The sequence below is a fragment of the Streptomyces sp. CNZ301 genome (assembly GCF_004217425.1).
This window is the reverse complement of sequence record NZ_SHLG01000002.1, coordinates 476,374-492,214: the sequence shown is the minus strand read 5'-3', so window position 1 is coordinate 492,214 and position 15,841 is coordinate 476,374. Positions and strand designations below refer to the sequence as shown.

The 15,841-nt window shown below is 68.4% G+C and carries 16 protein-coding genes and 1 pseudogene; 10 read left to right on the top strand and 7 right to left on the bottom strand.

Going from position 1 to position 15,841, the window contains the following annotated elements:
• Nucleotides 1-21: 21 nt before the first annotated feature.
• Nucleotides 22-549, bottom strand: a complete 528-nt coding sequence (locus EV375_RS26380; RefSeq protein ID WP_130302439.1) for an ATP-binding protein — start codon at nt 547-549, stop codon at nt 22-24.
• 92 nt (nt 550-641) lie between these two features.
• Here EV375_RS26380 and EV375_RS26375 point away from each other — a divergent pair.
• The 9 genes and pseudogenes from EV375_RS26375 (at nt 642) to EV375_RS26335 (ending at nt 6,536) form a co-directional block, all read left to right on the top strand.
• A pseudogene (locus tag EV375_RS26375) lies at nt 642-1,469 on the top strand (helix-turn-helix domain-containing protein).
• Nucleotides 1,466-1,678, top strand: a complete 213-nt coding sequence (locus EV375_RS26370) for a DUF397 domain-containing protein (RefSeq protein ID WP_130302438.1) — start codon at nt 1,466-1,468, stop codon at nt 1,676-1,678. Before EV375_RS26375 ends, EV375_RS26370 begins: the two are co-directional and overlap by 4 nt.
• A gap of 336 nt (nt 1,679-2,014) precedes the next feature.
• Nucleotides 2,015-2,368, top strand: a complete 354-nt coding sequence (locus EV375_RS26365; RefSeq protein ID WP_130302437.1) for a hypothetical protein — start codon at nt 2,015-2,017, stop codon at nt 2,366-2,368.
• 72 nt (nt 2,369-2,440) lie between these two features.
• A complete protein-coding gene (locus tag EV375_RS26360) occupies nt 2,441-2,746 on the top strand; it encodes a hypothetical protein (RefSeq protein WP_130302436.1) in 306 nt (101 codons plus the stop codon).
• Nucleotides 2,746-4,092: a putative T7SS-secreted protein gene (locus EV375_RS26355; protein ID WP_130302435.1), complete on the top strand. Its 1,347-nt coding sequence runs from the start codon at nt 2,746-2,748 to the stop codon at nt 4,090-4,092. Before EV375_RS26360 ends, EV375_RS26355 begins: the two co-directional genes overlap by 1 nt.
• Complete coding sequence (locus EV375_RS26350; protein WP_130302434.1) at nt 4,089-4,799, top strand: hypothetical protein; 711 nt, start codon at nt 4,089-4,091, stop codon at nt 4,797-4,799. The genes EV375_RS26355 and EV375_RS26350 overlap by 4 nt, the downstream gene beginning before the upstream one ends.
• 144 nt (nt 4,800-4,943) lie before the next feature.
• Complete coding sequence (locus EV375_RS26345) at nt 4,944-5,243, top strand: hypothetical protein (protein WP_130302433.1); 300 nt, start codon at nt 4,944-4,946, stop codon at nt 5,241-5,243.
• 232 nt (nt 5,244-5,475) lie between these two features.
• A complete protein-coding gene (locus tag EV375_RS26340; protein WP_130302432.1) occupies nt 5,476-6,327 on the top strand; it encodes a Scr1 family TA system antitoxin-like transcriptional regulator in 852 nt (283 codons plus the stop codon).
• Entirely contained in the window at nt 6,324-6,536 is a 213-nt protein-coding gene (locus tag EV375_RS26335) for a DUF397 domain-containing protein (protein ID WP_130302431.1), read from the top strand. The genes EV375_RS26340 and EV375_RS26335 overlap by 4 nt, the downstream gene beginning before the upstream one ends.
• 274 nt (nt 6,537-6,810) lie before the next feature.
• Here the strand turns inward: EV375_RS26335 and EV375_RS26330 are convergent, their stop codons facing one another.
• From EV375_RS26330 to EV375_RS26315, 4 genes are all read right to left on the bottom strand, one after another.
• On the bottom strand, nt 6,811-8,181 hold the full coding sequence (locus EV375_RS26330; protein ID WP_130302430.1) for a M14 family metallopeptidase: 1,371 nt from the start codon (nt 8,179-8,181) through the stop codon (nt 6,811-6,813).
• Nucleotides 8,182-8,372: 191 nt separating this feature from the next.
• The gene (locus tag EV375_RS26325; protein ID WP_130302429.1) at nt 8,373-9,578 is read right to left on the bottom strand and encodes a S8 family peptidase; all 1,206 of its coding nucleotides are present in this window, start codon (nt 9,576-9,578) and stop codon (nt 8,373-8,375) included.
• 398 nt (nt 9,579-9,976) lie between these two features.
• Nucleotides 9,977-11,290, bottom strand: coding sequence for a helix-turn-helix domain-containing protein (locus tag EV375_RS26320; RefSeq protein WP_130302428.1), 1,314 nt, complete (start codon nt 11,288-11,290; stop codon nt 9,977-9,979).
• Nucleotides 11,291-11,548: 258 nt separating this feature from the next.
• Nucleotides 11,549-13,009, bottom strand: coding sequence for an Nramp family divalent metal transporter (locus EV375_RS26315; RefSeq protein WP_207228470.1), 1,461 nt, complete (start codon nt 13,007-13,009; stop codon nt 11,549-11,551).
• A gap of 99 nt (nt 13,010-13,108) precedes the next feature.
• Here EV375_RS26315 and EV375_RS26310 point away from each other — a divergent pair, with 99 nt between their 5' ends.
• Nucleotides 13,109-13,843: a FadR/GntR family transcriptional regulator gene (locus EV375_RS26310; protein WP_486588820.1), complete on the top strand. Its 735-nt coding sequence runs from the start codon at nt 13,109-13,111 to the stop codon at nt 13,841-13,843.
• Between the two features lie 72 nt (nt 13,844-13,915).
• Here EV375_RS26310 and EV375_RS26305 read toward each other — a convergent pair whose 3' ends face one another.
• Together EV375_RS26305 and EV375_RS26300 are read right to left on the bottom strand one after the other, a co-directional pair.
• A complete protein-coding gene (locus tag EV375_RS26305; protein ID WP_130302427.1) occupies nt 13,916-14,563 on the bottom strand; it encodes a M15 family metallopeptidase in 648 nt (215 codons plus the stop codon).
• 39 nt (nt 14,564-14,602) lie between these two features.
• The gene (locus EV375_RS26300; RefSeq protein ID WP_130302426.1) at nt 14,603-15,529 is read right to left on the bottom strand and encodes an alpha/beta fold hydrolase; all 927 of its coding nucleotides are present in this window, start codon (nt 15,527-15,529) and stop codon (nt 14,603-14,605) included.
• Nucleotides 15,530-15,841: the final 312 nt, after the last annotated feature.

Below are 15,841 nucleotides of genomic sequence, written 5' to 3'. Positions count from 1 at the left end.
CAGCGGTTTGCACTGCCGTCGTCACGAGCCCATGCCTCGCAGGGTGTCCTCGAATTCGTCACCCGCCAACTCCGGCAGGTCGAGGGACGGCAGTTCGATGTCTCGTAGGCCGTACTCCGCCCATACGGTCTTTCCCGGCCCTTCGCGGCGCGGACGCCAGCCCCAGCGGGCAGCGAGCGCGGCAACGAGCAACAGCCCTCTGCCGCCCTCGCGGTCCCCGGAGGGAACGGCCGTCACCGGCACGCTCTCGGCGCGGGCGTCGGTGACTTCGACGCGCACCGTGCTCCCGAGCGCCGTCAGCGTCAGACGGAAGTCACCCCCGGAGACCCGGCCGTGCTGGACCGCGTTGGCCGCGAGTTCGTCGACGACGAGTACGAGCTCGTCGTGCGCGGTGCTGTCGTACGGGATGCCCCACGTCTCCAGCCGGTTCCCGGCCAGCCGGCGGGCGAGCCTCGCACCGCGCGGCGTGGAACTGAACCGCATCGTGAAGTGGCCCACGAGGGCCGGGACTTGTGCTGCACGGAATGACGGGACTGTCTCATCGGTCATGGCCGTAACGCTCTCGCCGGTGGCGTAGCGTGACCAGTGGTGACGCGCTGCGAGCCGGCTGTTGTACGCGCAGGTGCGGGGCGTTGTACGTGGTGGGCGGCGTGACGGCGGCGGGCGGCACGGCGTTGGGCGGGGGAGTGGTCGCCGTCGGACGGCAGTTGAAGCTCCTGAGGACCCGAGCGGGCCTGGACCGGGCGGAGTTCGGCAGGCGCACGGGTTACGCGCCGCAGTCGGTCGCCTCCTTCGAGCAGGGCAGGCGGATTCCCCCGCCCCGCTTCATCGACCGCGCGGACGAAGTGCTCGGCGCCGGGGGCGTGTTGCCGCACTGAAGGAGGAGGTCGCGCGGGCCCAGTACCCGGCGTTCTTCCGGGACGCGGCGCGGTTGGAGGCGCAAGCGGAGTCAGTCTGTGTGTACGCCCTCTATGCGATTCCGGGCCTGTTGCAGACCGAGGAATACGCGCGTGCAGGCTTCCGCCTGCAGCGGCCGCTGCTTGAAGATGACGTGATCGAGCAACGACTGGCAGCTCGTATGGCTCGGCACGAGGTCTATCGTCGACGTCCCGCCCCGCTGTTGAGTTTCATCATCGAGGAAGTTGCGCTGCGCCGACCGATCGGGGGCTGCCCAGGTGCTGCGTGAGCAGTGGGAGCAACTTCTGCTGATTGGCCAGGAGCGCAACGTAGAGATCCAGGTCATGCCGATCGACCGCGAAGAACACGCCGCCCTGAGCGGCCCGTTCACATTGATCGATTCGGCCCAGGGCCACCGGATCGGCTACGCAGAGGTGCAAGGCGACAGTCGTCTGTACACCGCACGGTCACGGGTCCGGGAACTCGAAGCCTGTTATGGCATTCTTCGGTCACAGGCACTCACCCCGCGTGAGTCGTCGCTGTTCATCGAGAAGCTGCTGGGGGAGAGATGACTGTTCAACTCAGTGGACCGATCGTGCCCGAGTCGGCCTGGTTCAAAAGCAGTTACAGCACAGGCAACGGCGGCGAGTGCGTGGAGATCGCCGCTGTCCCCGAGTCGGTGTGCGTCCGGGACTCGAAGATCCCGGCCGGACCCGTGCTCGCCGTAGCTCCCGAGGCCTGGGCCGGGTTCCTCGCGATGGCGGTCGGCGAGCTCGACTGAGCCGCACGGTCCCGACGCCCTTCCTCTGCCGACTTCTCCGGCCGCACGGTCCACCCTCGCCTGCCCTCAGGCGAAGCGCTGCCCCGGTCGTGCAGGTTCCCAAGGGACTGGGATACGGTCAGAGTTGGCTGAGATTGATGAAGTTGCAGCCGCGACCACGGGGACGGGGGTTCGGTCGCCGACATGCTGTATGACGCTGCGCGAACGGGGCCGGCCGCGCGGCCATGTACGAGGGCGCGATGACGCCCTCTTCTGAGCTGCTCGACCGTTCCTGCGTCCTGGGTCGTCCAGTCCTCTGCCTTGGGAGTTCGCATGGCACCGTCCGTGGAGACAGCAGTGGTGATCGCAGTAGCGGGGGGTGAATTCGGCGGTTGGGGTTGGTGGGCTCTCGGCGCCGTCGGCGCCCTGTGGATCGTGGCGGTCTTTGTCAAGTTCTTTGAGGGCTGGAAGATTCGAAAGCTTTCCTACGAGGACCAGGTGGAGGTCTTCCTCAAGGATCTTCGAAGCGGGGCTGTCACTGTTCGCGGCCACATCCGTATGAATCCGGTCAAGTACACCAAACTGACGGACGAAGACGCGGATCGGATTGCCGATGAAGCCGGATACTACCGGCAGACGTTCGGGACCAAGGGGAATTGGCTCTTCCTCCGATCGGAGGATTTCAGTGATGAGCAAAAAGATTCGCGATGACTCCGGGAATGAGGGCCACCGAGGTGCCACCGGGGTGTAAGAAACTCTAAAGCACACGGAACGGGGAGAAGTGTGGCACAAGCTGACTTTCAAGTTGATCTGTCTGAACTGCGCCAACTCAAGAAGAAGTTGGCCGAGAGCAAGGACCGGCTTGAGGAGTCCTTGCGACGCATGAAGGACACAGGACCCAAAAACCTGGGCAAGCGTTCGCTCGACAGTGCCTGCGATGACTTCGAGGACGACTGGGAGCACGGGCTGAACGAGACGAAGAAGCGCATTGAGATCCTGGAGGAGGGTATCGATGCGATTCTGAAGAACTACGAGAAAACTGAATCAGAGATCCACAAGAGTCTTACGCAATCTACACGGGGGCGATAATGGCGGACGACTGGAGCGGATTGGGTTGGAACCCCACACCGGGACACCCGCGTTTGGCGACCAATCTCGCGACGCACCTCAAGGGGACGGCCAAGACCCTCAAGGAAACCCATGACCTGCTGGATTCCTTGACGAAAGAAAGCTCGCACTGGAAGGGCAAGGCCCAGGAGAACTTCGTCGACAAGATCGCCGATCTCCCCAAGTACCTTGCGGACGCGAAGGATTCCCTGCAAGGAGCCAGTAAGGAGATCCAGTCCTGGAGCGACTCGCTCGACGGGATGAAGACGAAGGCGGCGCACTACGAGGCGGACGCGAAGAAGGCGCGGCAACAGATGAAGGCTGCGCAGTCGAAGTACGACGCGGCGCGGAAGAACCCCGACCTCCAGCTTGCCGGGCAGAGCTTCAGTAGCAAGGGTGAACTCGACAGCGCACAGCATCGTCTTGATGCCGCCAACAGCGAAGTCCAGTCGGCGTGGAGCCGATTGGACCGTGCCCAGACGGAACTCCAGGAACTCATCGACGCGGCGGAGAAGTTGGAGCGCAGCCACTCCGATACCGCTCAGGATCATGCGGACCAGATACGCAAGCACGCCGAGGACCACGCCCCGGACGGAGGGTTCTGGTCCAAGGTCTCGGACTGGTGGGACAAGCACGGCGGCGATGTGCTTACGGTCGCGGCCACGATCGCAGGCATTGCCGCCATCTTCGTGCCGGTCCTCGCGCCGGTTGCGATCGGCCTGAGCCTGGCCGCGGCTGGACAGCATGCCTACCAGTACGCCAAGAGCGGCAAGGACATGTGGCCGCCCACATCCAAGAACATGGGCGAGTGGGCCACCCTTGGCGGAGACGTGCTGGGGGCCGTTCCGGGTGTGGGCCCCGCTGTCAAAGGCGCCAAGGCGGCAATTGCCACCGGCCGTGGTGCCAACGCCGCGAAGCTGGTGGGCACGGGGATGAAGAACGTCCGAGGGATCGTGGAGGCGGGCGAAGCCGCGAAGGGGGCCACCGGTGCTTCCCGTGTGGTGCATGCGGTACGGAATGGTGCCGCTCACTTCAAGGAGTATTCCAAAGCGGCGGACCCATTGAATCCGGTGTTCCAGCTCACGGTGGAGAAGGGAGCAGCTGCGATGGGTGCCTCCCGTGCAGCGGCTGGTACCGCTGCCGATGTCACCCAGGCTGTGGTGACGGGAGGGCTCGGCGCACCTACAGCGGCGACTCTGTGGGATTCCAGCGACAGCACAGCGGATGCCGCAACTAAGGGTACCCTTGCGAACAACGCTCTTGTGGGCGGAGGAATGGCAGCAGGGGGTCCGTTGAGTAAGATCTCTTCCATTGCGAGGGCCCTGTGACGGCTGCTCCCACGGAAAGCGCCGGACTCGCCCCCGAGTCCATCCCTCTCTGGTACCGGATACCCGAGGGGTTTCGCCCGGTCGACTTCGCACAGCCCCCGGAGGAGCGGTTCGATCAGGTCGTTGCCGATCTTTCCGAGCTCCATCCTTCCGCAACGCCCGAGCAAGTGGCAGTCACCGCCCTCAGTTTCGAAGCCTCACTCGCCAAGCTCGCCGACGACGGAGTCGTGCACTTCAGTTCATTCCTGCTGCGCACTGATGACGATGAACTGGTCTCCGGCGTCTGCCAGATCGCAGTGGTGCCACGTCCTCCAAGCGACCCGCACCTGTACCCGCTCAGCGTCCTTGAATCTCAGGACCCTCCTCCCAAGGGCACGCACCAGGGACTGGTGGAGCTCCCTGCGGGAGTGGCAGCCGTCATCGTCGCCGGTCACGAAATGAGCGTCCCGGGGATGGTGTTCGGCATTGAGGAAGACACGCTGTCGCAAGTGCGTACAGTCACTTTCCAGCTTGCCTTCCCTCACAGTCCCGAAGCCGTTTCCATTTCCTTCGCGACAGAGGACTTGGACCACGGCGACGAATTCCTCGAACTGGCAACGGTGTTCGCCGCCGGCGTCTCCTTCACTGCCCCTCCCGAGCCGCCCCCGGAGAAGGAACTTCAGGCTGCTCAGCAGATCCGGGAGGACATCAGGGAAACGTTCGGATGACGCTGGCGCGGGAGTGTGACGGTGCAGTGGATGCAGCTGCGAAGGAGTCGAGTCCATCTTGGGGGTCACGTGCCATCATCTTTGGGGAACGCAGTGGTGATCGCAGCACCGCCGGGGGGTGAGTTCGGCGGTTGGGGTTGGTGGGTGCTTGGCGCCGTAGGCGTCATGTTCGTCCTGTCGCTCTTCTTCACCTTCTTGGAGGGCTGGAAGATGCGGAAGCACTCCTACGAGGAGCAGGTAGAGGTCTTTCTTACGGACCTGCGTTCGGGGACTCCCAGCCGGCGCGGCCACATCGGCTTGAACCCGCATAAATACACGAAGCTGCGAGACAAGGACGCGGATCGGATCGCCGAGGAGATCGGATACCACCGGCAGACGTTCGGGACCCAGGGTCAATGGCTGTTCTTCCGCCCGTCGGTCGACCCTCCCGAATCGCGTCCGTAGGGAGAGCTTCCCTGCGTGGCAGGCGCCCAGCGCGTTCACTTCACCACCCACCGGACAGGCTGGGCCCACCCACGAACCCTGATGGGGCGCTCTCACACGCGGCCGTGCATTGGTGAGCGCAAGGGGCCGTTGTACGCGCCGGCGCGGTCGTTGTACGCGGTCGGTGGCGTGACGGACCTGGTGGGGGCGGCGTTGGCACCGGGGAGTGCTCGTCGACGCAGCGGGGGTGCACATGACACAGGGTCAGGGTGGGTCGCGAGACGCCGGTACGGGGCTCGAGGATGAGCCGGGCATGGGCGTATTGGTGGCGTTCGGGCGGCAGTTGAAGTTGTTGCGTACCCAGGCAGGCCTGGACCGGCCGGAGTTCGGGAAGCGGACGGGCTATGCGCCGCAGTCGATCGCGTCGTTCGAGCAGGGACGGCGCATTCCGCCCCCGCGGTTCATCGACAGCGCGGACGAGGTGTTGGGGGCCGGGGGCGTGCTCAGGGCGCTCAAGGAAGAAGTCGCGCGAGCCCAATATCCGGCGTTCTTCCGGGACATGGCGCGGCTGGAGGCCAAGGCGATCGGCCTGTGCGTGTATGCGAACCATGCCGTTCCGGGGTTGTTGCAGACCGCCGAGTACGCCGGAGCCGTCTTCCGGATGCGTCGGCCCATGCTGGACGAGGAGGTCATCGATCAGCGGCTGGCGGCGCGGATGGCCCGTCAGGACATCTTCACCCGCAAGCCGGCACCACTGCTGAGCTTCATGATCGAGGAAGTGGTACTCCGGAAACCGATGGGCGGCCGTGGCGTACTGCGGGGGCAGTTGGAGCAGATTCTGCTGATGGGGCAGCAGCGCAATGTGGAGGTCCAGGTCATGCCCACCGACCGGGAGGACCACGCAGCGATGGGCGGACCGTTCACCTTGATCGAGACCGCCGAGGGTGAGCGGATTGCGTACACCGAGGTGCAGGAGGACAGTCGGATGTACACGGGCCATCGGAAGGTCCATGAGCTGGAATCGCGCTATAGCATCCTGCGGTCACAGGGGCTCACCCCGTGCGAGTCCCTGGCTTTCATCGAAGATCTGCTGGGAGTGGGATGAGCATCAAGAATCCTGGGTCGGTCGTTCCGGAGTCGGCCTGGTTCAAGAGCAGTTACAGCGATGGTGGCGGCGGGGAGTGCGTGGAGGTCGCAGCCACCGCAGCCGGGGTGCACATCCGGGACTCGAAGGTCGCCGCCGGGCCGGTCCTCGCTGTCACGCCGACGGCCTGGGCCGGATTCATCGGGATGGCGGTCGCCGCGTTCGACTGATCCGTCCGTGACGTGCGGGGCTGCCGCAACTCACGTGCGGCAGCCCCGACTTGCATTGCATCCCATTCTCACGCCACATCGTCCAGTCCCTCCTCCTGGCAGATCATCCGCAGGCCGCCCGGCGCAGCGCGCCCTGCTTCCGACCAGTTCGGCGCGCGCCAGGGCGGCCGGAGGAGCGGAAGCGGTACCGGTGGGAGCAGCACCGTGAGGTCCGGAGTCGGGCGGGAAAGTGGGGAGCGGCGCTTCGCGCCCCCGCCTCCCCGCCCTCCGGTCGTCACGCCTCCGCGCAGTACTCCGCTTCCTTGCCGATGGAGCGGTACATGCAGTCGGCGTTCTCGATCAGCTGGAGCACCGCGTCCCGGTTGCGGCTCGTCTCGCGCTCGATGACGTCGTCGGGCGGGTAGAAGCCGCCCTCCAGGAAGCTCTTCGGATACATCTCGTAGGTGTAGCCGAAGATCTTCTGGTCGCCCCACAGCCAGTCGTCGACCGACCCGTCCGTGATGTAGAGGTCGCTGGACTGCTCGGGGGTGTAGCCGTTGCTGGCGGCCATCTTCTCGCCGACGGCGGCGAAGGCGTCGCGGTCGTCCTGGGTGAGACCTTCGGCGGTGTCGTCGTAGGTGTACCCGTAGGGCCACAGCACCAGTTCGCTGTAGGTGTGGAAGTCGATGGCCGCCCTGATCTGCTGCTCGCCGCCGACCACCCGGGAGCGTGCGAAGTCGGCGACGACCTGCACCTCGGGCGCGGACTCGGCGGCCGGCCCCCGGTAGGTCTCGGAGCTCGGGCTGCCCGAAGAGCCGCCGCAGCAGCCGAACTTGTAGGCCCAGTTGCGGTTCAGGTCCGTACCCACCGAGCTGGAGCCGGAGTTGGGCTGCCGGTTCTTTCGCCAGCTGCGGTACGAGCCGGATTCGATGTCGTACTCGCCACCGTCCGGGTTGAGGTCGGGCACGATCCAGATCTCGCGGCCGTTGACGGCGTCGGCGATCCGGGAGTCCGTCGCGTAGTCCTCGCCGAACTCGCGCAGCAGGTACAGCGCCATCTCGACGGTGAGGTGCTCGCGGGCGTGCTGGTGGTGGGTGAAGAGGACTTCGGGCTCGTCCTCGTCGGTGCCGACGTTGTCGCTGATCTTGACGGCGATGATGTCCCGGCCCTCGTAGGACTTGCCGATGACCTGCTTGCTCATGATGGACGGATGCTGCGCGATGCGCTGGTCGATCTCCGCCATCGCCTCGGCGTAGTTGTGGTAGCCGGAGTCGGAGGGCGGGAAGTCCCCTGGCTTGCGGGCCTGTTCGCCGGTGCGCGCCGGGGGCCCGCTCAGCTTCTTCAGCGTGTGTCCGAGCTTGCGCAGGCTGCGGGCCTGCGCCGGGTCGGCACTGACGACGACGGAGTGGTCGCGGACCTCGTCCACCGGGACCCCGGTGGCGGCGAGCGCGCTGCGGTCGGCGGGGGTGGACGGTCCGTGGATCTCGTACTGCCTGATGTCCTCGTCGACTGTCGCGCTCGACGGCCGGTCCGGGGGAGAGGCACTGGCGGTTGTGGTGGCGGTCAGCGGCGCCGCGAGTGCGAGCGCCAGGAGGGCGGCGCAGGTTGGGGCTACCGCCCGCCGAAGGCAGGGCGAGGATCGTTTTCGGAGTGTACGAAGTCGCATGGCAACTCCTGGGTCGGGAGCAGGGGGTGGCCCCGTCGGGCGCGGAGGGGCGCGCCCGACGGGTCTGGCGATGCGAGCCGTCGTGCGTGGGTCCCGGCCCGGCGGGCACAGCTCAGGCTGCGCGGCGCCGGGCCGGAGCTGTCGGCCCGGGGCGAGGAGGCGGGAGGCTTCCCGCCACCGGACCTGCCGGGTCAGAACAAGCTGTGCAGGAGCTTGTTCGGCGAACCGGCCATCGGGTCCTGGACCTTGTCGTTCGTGGCGTTGTCCACGAGGGCGTCCCGGACCTCGGCGGGGGAGGCGTCCGGGTGGTCGGCCAGGTAGAGGGCGGCGACGCCGGCCGTGTGCGGCGAGGCCATGGAGGTGCCGCTGATGGTGTTCGTGGAGGTGTCGCTGTCCTTCCATGCGGACGTCACGTCCACGCCGGGGGCGAACAGGTCGACGCAGGTGCCGTAGTTGGAGAAGTACGCGCGGGTGTCCGAGCTGTCCGTGGCGCCGACCGTGATCGCCTCGGTCACACGGGCGGGGCTGACGGTGCATGCGTCCTGGGGCATGCCGAGGAAGTTGCCGTTGCCGGCTGCGAGGGCATAAGTGACGCCGGAGGCGACGGAGTTGCGCACGGCGGCGTCGAGTGTGTCGCTGGCGCCGCCGCCGAGGCTCATGTTCGCGACGGCGGGCTTGGCGGCGTTGGCGGTGACCCAGTCGACGCCCGCGATCACACCGGAGGTGCTGCCGGAACCGTTGCAGTTCAGGACGCGGACGCCGACGACGGAGGCGTCCTTCGCCACGCCGTACGTGGCACCGGCGGCGGTGCCCGCGACGTGAGTGCCGTGCCCGTTGCAGTCGTTTCCGTTCTGGCCGTCGCCGACGGTGTCGGTGCCGATGGACGCCCGGCCGCCGAACTCGCTGTGCGAGGTGCGCACTCCGGTGTCGATGACGTAGACGTTCACGCCCGAAGCCGTCGTGTTGTAGGTGTACGTGCCGCTCAGCGGAAGGTCCCGCTGGTCGATCCGGTCGATGCCCCACGTGGCGTCGGGCTGGGTGTCGCTGACCGTGACCTTGGAGTCCTGCTCCACGAGAGCGACCCGGGGGTCGGCGGCCAGCTTCTGCGCCTGCGCCTTGGTCATCTTCGCGGAGAAGCCGTTCAGCACGTCACCGTAGACGTGCGAGAGACGGCCGTCGCCGCGCTTGGTCAGTTCATCCGCGACGGAACTCGTCGATCGGGTGCCGTCCTTGAGGGTGACGATCCAGCTGCCCGGGATCGCTGTCCCGGAGGCGGCCAGCCGGACGTCGGCGGAGGGGGGTGTCGCACTGTGGGCGGGGGAGCCGGCCATCTGCATGCCCGCCAGCAGCGTGACAGCCGGGACGAGTGCGCTCAGACGGCGCGTGACAGTTCGCATGGAAGTGCACCAGACCTTTCCTGAACCGGATCTCGGACGTGTGCGGACCGGGCTGCTGCGTGCTCTGCCCTGGGCAGGGCGTGGGGCGGCACGCAGGTGTGCGACTGGTCAGGTGGTACACGGGGCAACAACTGAAGTTGCTTTCCGTCGAGTTGACCCGGCGCGCCGTCGCCTCGGGCTCCGCTGCTCCTCGTCGAGCGGGGTCGAGGACACAGCGCCGGGACAGGGGGCGCACCGCAGTTGTCAACAAGGGTTATGGAAGCTGTTACCCTGCTGCCGAGAAGTGTGGAGGCCGCCACAGAGGGCGTCAAGAGCCGTGTGCGGTAAGGAAGTTGACGTTCCGGCCAAGTGGCCGGTGAGCGGCGGCCCCGGGACGGCAGGGCCCGAAGCAGCCGTTCTCACACGCCTTCCAGGGCCGCCAGTCCGCGCCGGTAGACCGCGGCTGCCTCTTGCGTGCGCCCCCTCCGCAGCAGCTGGTCGCCGAGAAGCCGGCACGTCCCGATGGCTTCGAGCGTGGCACCCACCTCCAGGTAGCGCTCGATGGCGGAGCGGAAGAGGGCCTCGGCGGCAGCGGCGTCACCCCGGTCGACGGCGATCCGTGCCTCGATGCGGTCCAGTTCGGCGGCCTGCTCGGGATCCTGGCGGCTGGGCGCCAGGGCGGAGCGGCATTCGCCGACGAGTTCGGCGGCCTCCCCGGGCCGCCCCGACTTCCGTACGACGTCTGCCAGTTCCGCGGTGGCGTTGATGCGTCGCTGGACGGCGCCGGTCCCGCGCAGGATGCCCCGGGCCTCGCGCAACTGCCCTTCGGCCTCCGCGAGCCGGCCACGGCGCGCGGTGAGGAAACCGTGGGCGAACCGGCACGTGCCCACTTCCGTGCGCAGACGCAGTTGCTCGTACAGGGCCGTGGCACGCACGATCGTCTGTTCCGCCTCGTCGTACCTTCCCTGCGCCACGAGAACCCGGTTGATGTGGTAGTAGCCCTGGGCGAGGACATCTGGCGCGCTCACGTCCGCGGCACGCTCCAGCGCCGCGTCGGTGACGGCCCCGGCGCGCCTCAGGTCGCCACGCTCCACATGGGGGAGGCCGCACGCCGCGAGGAGGGCGAACTCCGCCGTCGGTTCGCAGGTCCGTACGGCCTCGCGCAGGTGTTCCTCGACGAGTGTGAGCGCGTCATCGATGGACCCGGCGGCGAACAGAGCCCACAGGCGGCCCATCAGCGCCGGAAGCCGCTCGGCGAGAGCCTGGTCGTGCAGCAGTGCGTAGGCCTCGTCGAACAGTGCGCCGCCCGCGGCGGGGTCTCCCCGGTGGCGGGCCACGAGCCCGAGCCCGTACCGGCCGAGCGCCCGCAGCGTCCGGTCCCGATGCCTCTCCGCCTCCGCGGCCAGAGCCTCGTAGACCGAGGACGCCAGTTCCGTGTCGCCGCCGGACAGGGCGACGCGTGCCTCGGCGGCCTCGGCCCGTAAGGCGCGGCGCCTGCCCGGGGGGTAGCCGAAACAGAGGTCTTCGAGGTCGGTGCCGAGCCGGACGGCGAAATACGCGGCCGCTGCCGGTGAGGGGGTGCGCTTGCCGCCCTCGATCGACGACACATATGCCCGGGTGAACCGGTCGCCCGCCAACTCCGTCTGCGTCAGGCCGCGTTGCACACGCAGGTGAAGCATCCGCGTGCCGATCCCCGCCACATCGGCGTCGGCGGGGAACGAGGCGTCTGACATGCGGGTCACTGTAGGCCCACAGGTGACGCGGCCTCAGCGCTTGCGGTGAACTGCGCGAGCATTCGCGGAGGTTGGGACACCGAGGTTCCGGGTCCGGGTCCGGGTCCGGGCTCCGGGCCGCGGGCCGTGCCCGGCCCTCGGCCCACCCGGTCATCGACACCCCCGGGAGAAGGACACCCGGGGGTTCGCCGTCCGTGCGCCCCGCCCGCCCGGGCCGCCGGCCACCTGGCCGGCCGCCCAGGCGGCCCGGGCGACGCGTCAGCCGAAGATGTCCATGATCTGCTGCCGCACCGTCAGGACCGACAGCACACCGAAGAGCACGATGACCCAGATGAGCGCGGCGACACGGACACCGCGCACCTTGAGTGGCCCCGGCAGTGCCTTGCGGTTCATGTAGAGCAGCAGACCGGCGTATACGAACATCATCATTCCGGCCACGCAGGCGGAGATCACCAGCAGCACCAGCGGCTGGTCGGTCACCGTCAGCAGGACGAAGATGCCGACGGCGACGATCGCCCACACCAGGTAGAAGTACAGCCGGCTCTCGGAGAGCCGGGAGTTGCGCATGTAGGTCGACTTCAGGACGTCGGAGGCGAGCCTGCTGGTGTAGTCGACGATGCCCGTCGCCGCGGTGAACAGCGAGAACGCGCCGATCAGCCAGAACAGGACGCCGAACCAGTCGCCGACCTGAGCCTGGAGGGCTTCGCCCTCCTTCTGCAGGAAGCTGATGTCGTTGGCCAGGCCCTCCGTTCCGAAGAGCGTGGAGTGGGCGAGGAGCGAGGAGAGCACGATCGTCAGCACGGTGACCGCGCCGAAGGTCACGGCCTGCTCCATGTTCGCGAACCGCCACCAGCGCTTCCACCGCGCCATGTTCTCCTCGTCGGGAACGAAGACGTACCCGGTGGTGGCTGCGGCGTCCTCCTCGCTCTTGCCCGTCACGGGGCTGACCAGCCGCGGCACGTAGTGGCCCATGCCGAAGCCCTTGTCGCGGATCCAGTTGCTCTGGCAGAGGTTCTGTCCGCCGCCCGCTCCCGCGTAGGCGACTGCGCCCATGAGCACGGCCACGCCGAGGTCGGTGGGGAACTGGCCGACGTGGGTGGCGCCCTGCGGCAGGTCCGCCCAGCTGGACGCCTTCACGGCGAAGATGACCGCCAGGGCGAAGAAGCCGCCGATCACCGCGACCTTCACGAACAGCAGGCCTTCCAGAGCGGTGTAGACGACCGGGGCGAGCGTGAGGATCGCGCCGATGGCCAGCAGCAGGGCGATCGCTATGTAGGCGGGATTGCCGCCGAAGACGTACGAGGCCATCGTGGCGGAACTGGTGACCCAGCCCGGCCAGAGGTTCGACGCATACGTCAGCAGCGCCATCACCGCGCCCCAGTGCCGCCAGTACCGGTTGAAGCCCGTCATCGCGGTCTCACCGGTGGCGAGCGTGTAGCGCTCGATCTCCATGTTCAGGAACCACTGGGTGACGACGCCGACGACGGCACCCCACAGGAAGACGAGGCCGACCTGCGAGGCGATGTACGGCCAGAGGATGAACTCGCCGGAGGCCAGCCCCACACCCGCGCCGACGATGCCTGGCCCGATGATCTTCCACGTCTTGCGTGGAGGCGGCGGCATCTCGCGCACTTCGGGTGGCGGGAGGTTGCGGGTGTTCAGAGGGAAGGGGCCTGCGGCAGAGCTGCCGGTGCCGCTTCGGTCGTCGGTGTGCGTCATGGGGAACGTCTCTTTCGTGCCGGTCGGGGGGGGCGGCGGGTAATGTGGCGGCAATCATCGAATGATTCGGTGGACGCGTCCAGGGGGTGAACAAAGATCGTGGAGCGGTACCGGACCAAGCACCAGAGAGTCGTCGACGAGCTCGGCCGGCGCATCGTGAAAGGTCAGCTCGCCCCGGACCGGCCGCTGCCCGTCGAGGACACGCTCGCCGCCGAACTCGGCGTGAGCCGTGGCGCGCTGCGCGAGGCGGTCAAGGTCCTCGCCGCCAAGGGGATGCTGCGCACCCGCCCCCGCACCGGCACGCACGTACTGCCCAGCAGCCACTGGGATCATCTCGACCGCGACCTGCTGCAATGGCAACAGGCCTGTGGGCCGGTGCAGTTGCTGCGCGACACCGGCGAACTGCGGCGTGCCGTCGAACCCGAGGCCGCCCGGCTCGCGGCAGGGCGTGCCGGCCCCGGACACATACGTGCCATGTCGGAGGCGCTGGACGCGATGGAGGCCGCCGCCGCGCACCCGGGCTCCGAGGAGTTCGTCGAGGCCGACATGGCCTTCCACCGGGCGCTGCTGGACGCCAGCGGCAACCGGCTCCTCGGCTCGCTGGGGCGCGCGCTCGAAGTCGCCCTGGCACACAGCTTCGCCGTGAGTTCTCTGACGCCGGGCGCCGTCGAGGCCTCGCTCCCGGCCCACCGGGCACTCGCGGAAGCCGTCGCGGGCGGGCGGCCGGCCGAGGCGTCCGCGGCCATTCTGGCGATCATCGATGCGGCCGAGCAGGAAATCGCCCGTTCCCCCGGGCTGCCGGGGGTGAAATCGGAACACAGCCTGCTGCCCTGACTGCCGCACGTGCCGGACGTGTTCGCGTCCTCACCGGTGCGGGTGCCCGCCGTCCCGGCGCGGTCGAGCTTCTCAGCCGAGGTCGCACGGACCGTAGAAAGCACCAGAAGCCTCTGTCACGAAAGCCCAGTACCGGTCACCGTACGACCAATGCCACCATTCGGTGGGGTAGTTGACCATGCCCACCGCTTCGAGGGCCTCGATCATCACCGCACGGTTTCGCCGCGCATGCGCGGGGAGGCCCGGTGCCTGCGTGTAGCAGGCGCCGCCGCTCTCCTCCGGCGTGGCCGCCTCGGGGCAGCCCATGTCGACTTCGGTTCCGTCCCGGGTGCAGACGGTGAGATCGACGGCGGCCCCGGCGACATGACCGGCGGTCTCCATCGGGGCGACCCAGCGCGTCGTCGCCTTCCTGAGGGCGGCCTCCGGTGCTTCGGGACGCAGCTTCCGCAGCGAAGCCGCATACCCGTCGAAGATGCTCCGTTGCAGGGCGGGAGGGCGATGCCCCTCCACCAGAAGCCACTGCCAGTCGTCCGGGAGCAACTCCTGTGCACGGACGAGCCGTTCGAGCACCCCTGCCCGCAGATGTGCCCAGTTGCCCTCGGAGTCGGAGCGGCGTCCGTCGACGCGGAGCGCGCGGCGGCAGTCTGCCAGAGGCTCGCCGCACTCCTCGACGGCGACGGCCGCGACCCTGGGATCCGACATCAACACGATCTCGCTCATCGCACCCCGCTTTCCGTTCCCGGAGCTGCCTACGAGCCCCTACGAGCGCTCCGCCCGTGGCGCTTCTGTCGCCGCGAGGAGGCTGCCGGCGACCGTGCCGGCGCCCTCGTCGCCCAGCAGCAGGGTGTAGTGGTTCGTGCCGGGAACCATGCGCGTACGGATCATCGTGTCGCCGATGCCGGCCGCTTTCAACCGCCCGTCGTCGTAGAGGCCTTGGGGTTCGTCGAGGAGACCGCGCTCCGCCCAGAGCATCTCGGTGGGAAGGGTGAGGCGGTGCACCGCTGCCGTGGTCGCTTCACCGAGCGCGTCCGCGCCGTCCGTGCGCACGGCGTCGATCCGGCACGAGGAGCGCAACTCCGGCTCCGTGCCCACCAGATCGCGCTGGATGTGGGCCTCGGTCCACGGCTCCCAGGAGGAGGCGAACGCGGGATGGCCGCGCCAGAAGGCGCGGTAGGCGTCGCGGTCGGGGAACGTCGTCTTCAGCCGCTCCATCGCGGGGCCGATCACGGCGGTGACCAGTTGGTCGGGCGTCAGACCGTCCGGCACCGGGAAGCCGACTCCGCCGTCGACGAGGAGGAGCGAACGGAAGCACTCCGGGTGCCGCACGGCGGCGACCGCCGCGACGAACGCGCCCATCGAATGACCCGCGAGGACGACCTTCTCCAGGCCGAGCGCGCGGCAGAGCGCCACGGCGTCGTCGGCGTGGACCGCGATCCCGTACGGGCCGGGCAGGCTGTTGCTCCCCGCGCGGCCGCGCAGGTCGGGAGCGACGAGCGTGACGCGGCCCGCGAGGTGATGCGCGACGCCCGCCCACGACAGGGCGTTCGAGGTGATCCCGTGCAGGGCCAGAATGGTGGGTGCGGGACCGGCATCCTCGGGCCGCCGTACGGTCGCCGGCCAGCGCAGCACGGTCAAGTGGCCCCCTGGTACGGGCACTTGGAGCTCTTCGAAGGTGATCGCTGCCATGCGTTCTCTCCTCGTCCTGGGCGGCGGGGGCCGTGCAACGGAGCCGGTCCGGCATCGCCGGGCCGTCGTCGGTGCTGAAGGTTTCGGCCGGGGCGGTCGCGGGCCGCCGCAACGGCTCCTCGCCACCCGCACACATGGTCGGCGCCGTCCGGGGCCGCGGACGATGGAGCACGGCCACATCGCTTCAGCCGTAGCTGTGGTGCGGATACCCACGGGCGGGCCCGCTCAGGCAGCGAGCCGGCGGGTGGGACGGGCGACGAGCCCTCCGATAAGGGCTTCGGTTCCGGAACGGCACACCCGCGGCACACCGCC

Coding starts and splice junctions, on each gene's coding strand:
- EV375_RS26380 (WP_130302439.1), bottom strand. CDS start 549: ATGACCGATGAGACAGTCCCGTCATTCCGTGCAGCACAAGTCCCGGCC.
- EV375_RS26370 (WP_130302438.1), top strand. CDS start 1,466: ATGACTGTTCAACTCAGTGGACCGATCGTGCCCGAGTCGGCCTGGTTC.
- EV375_RS26355 (WP_130302435.1), top strand. CDS start 2,746: ATGGCGGACGACTGGAGCGGATTGGGTTGGAACCCCACACCGGGACAC.
- EV375_RS26340 (WP_130302432.1), top strand. CDS start 5,476: ATGACACAGGGTCAGGGTGGGTCGCGAGACGCCGGTACGGGGCTCGAG.
- EV375_RS26335 (WP_130302431.1), top strand. CDS start 6,324: ATGAGCATCAAGAATCCTGGGTCGGTCGTTCCGGAGTCGGCCTGGTTC.
- EV375_RS26330 (WP_130302430.1), bottom strand. CDS start 8,181: ATGCGACTTCGTACACTCCGAAAACGATCCTCGCCCTGCCTTCGGCGG.
- EV375_RS26325 (WP_130302429.1), bottom strand. CDS start 9,578: ATGCGAACTGTCACGCGCCGTCTGAGCGCACTCGTCCCGGCTGTCACG.
- EV375_RS26320 (WP_130302428.1), bottom strand. CDS start 11,290: ATGTCAGACGCCTCGTTCCCCGCCGACGCCGATGTGGCGGGGATCGGC.
- EV375_RS26315 (WP_207228470.1), bottom strand. CDS start 13,009: ATGACGCACACCGACGACCGAAGCGGCACCGGCAGCTCTGCCGCAGGC.
- EV375_RS26305 (WP_130302427.1), bottom strand. CDS start 14,563: ATGAGCGAGATCGTGTTGATGTCGGATCCCAGGGTCGCGGCCGTCGCC.
- EV375_RS26300 (WP_130302426.1), bottom strand. CDS start 15,529: ATGGCAGCGATCACCTTCGAAGAGCTCCAAGTGCCCGTACCAGGGGGC.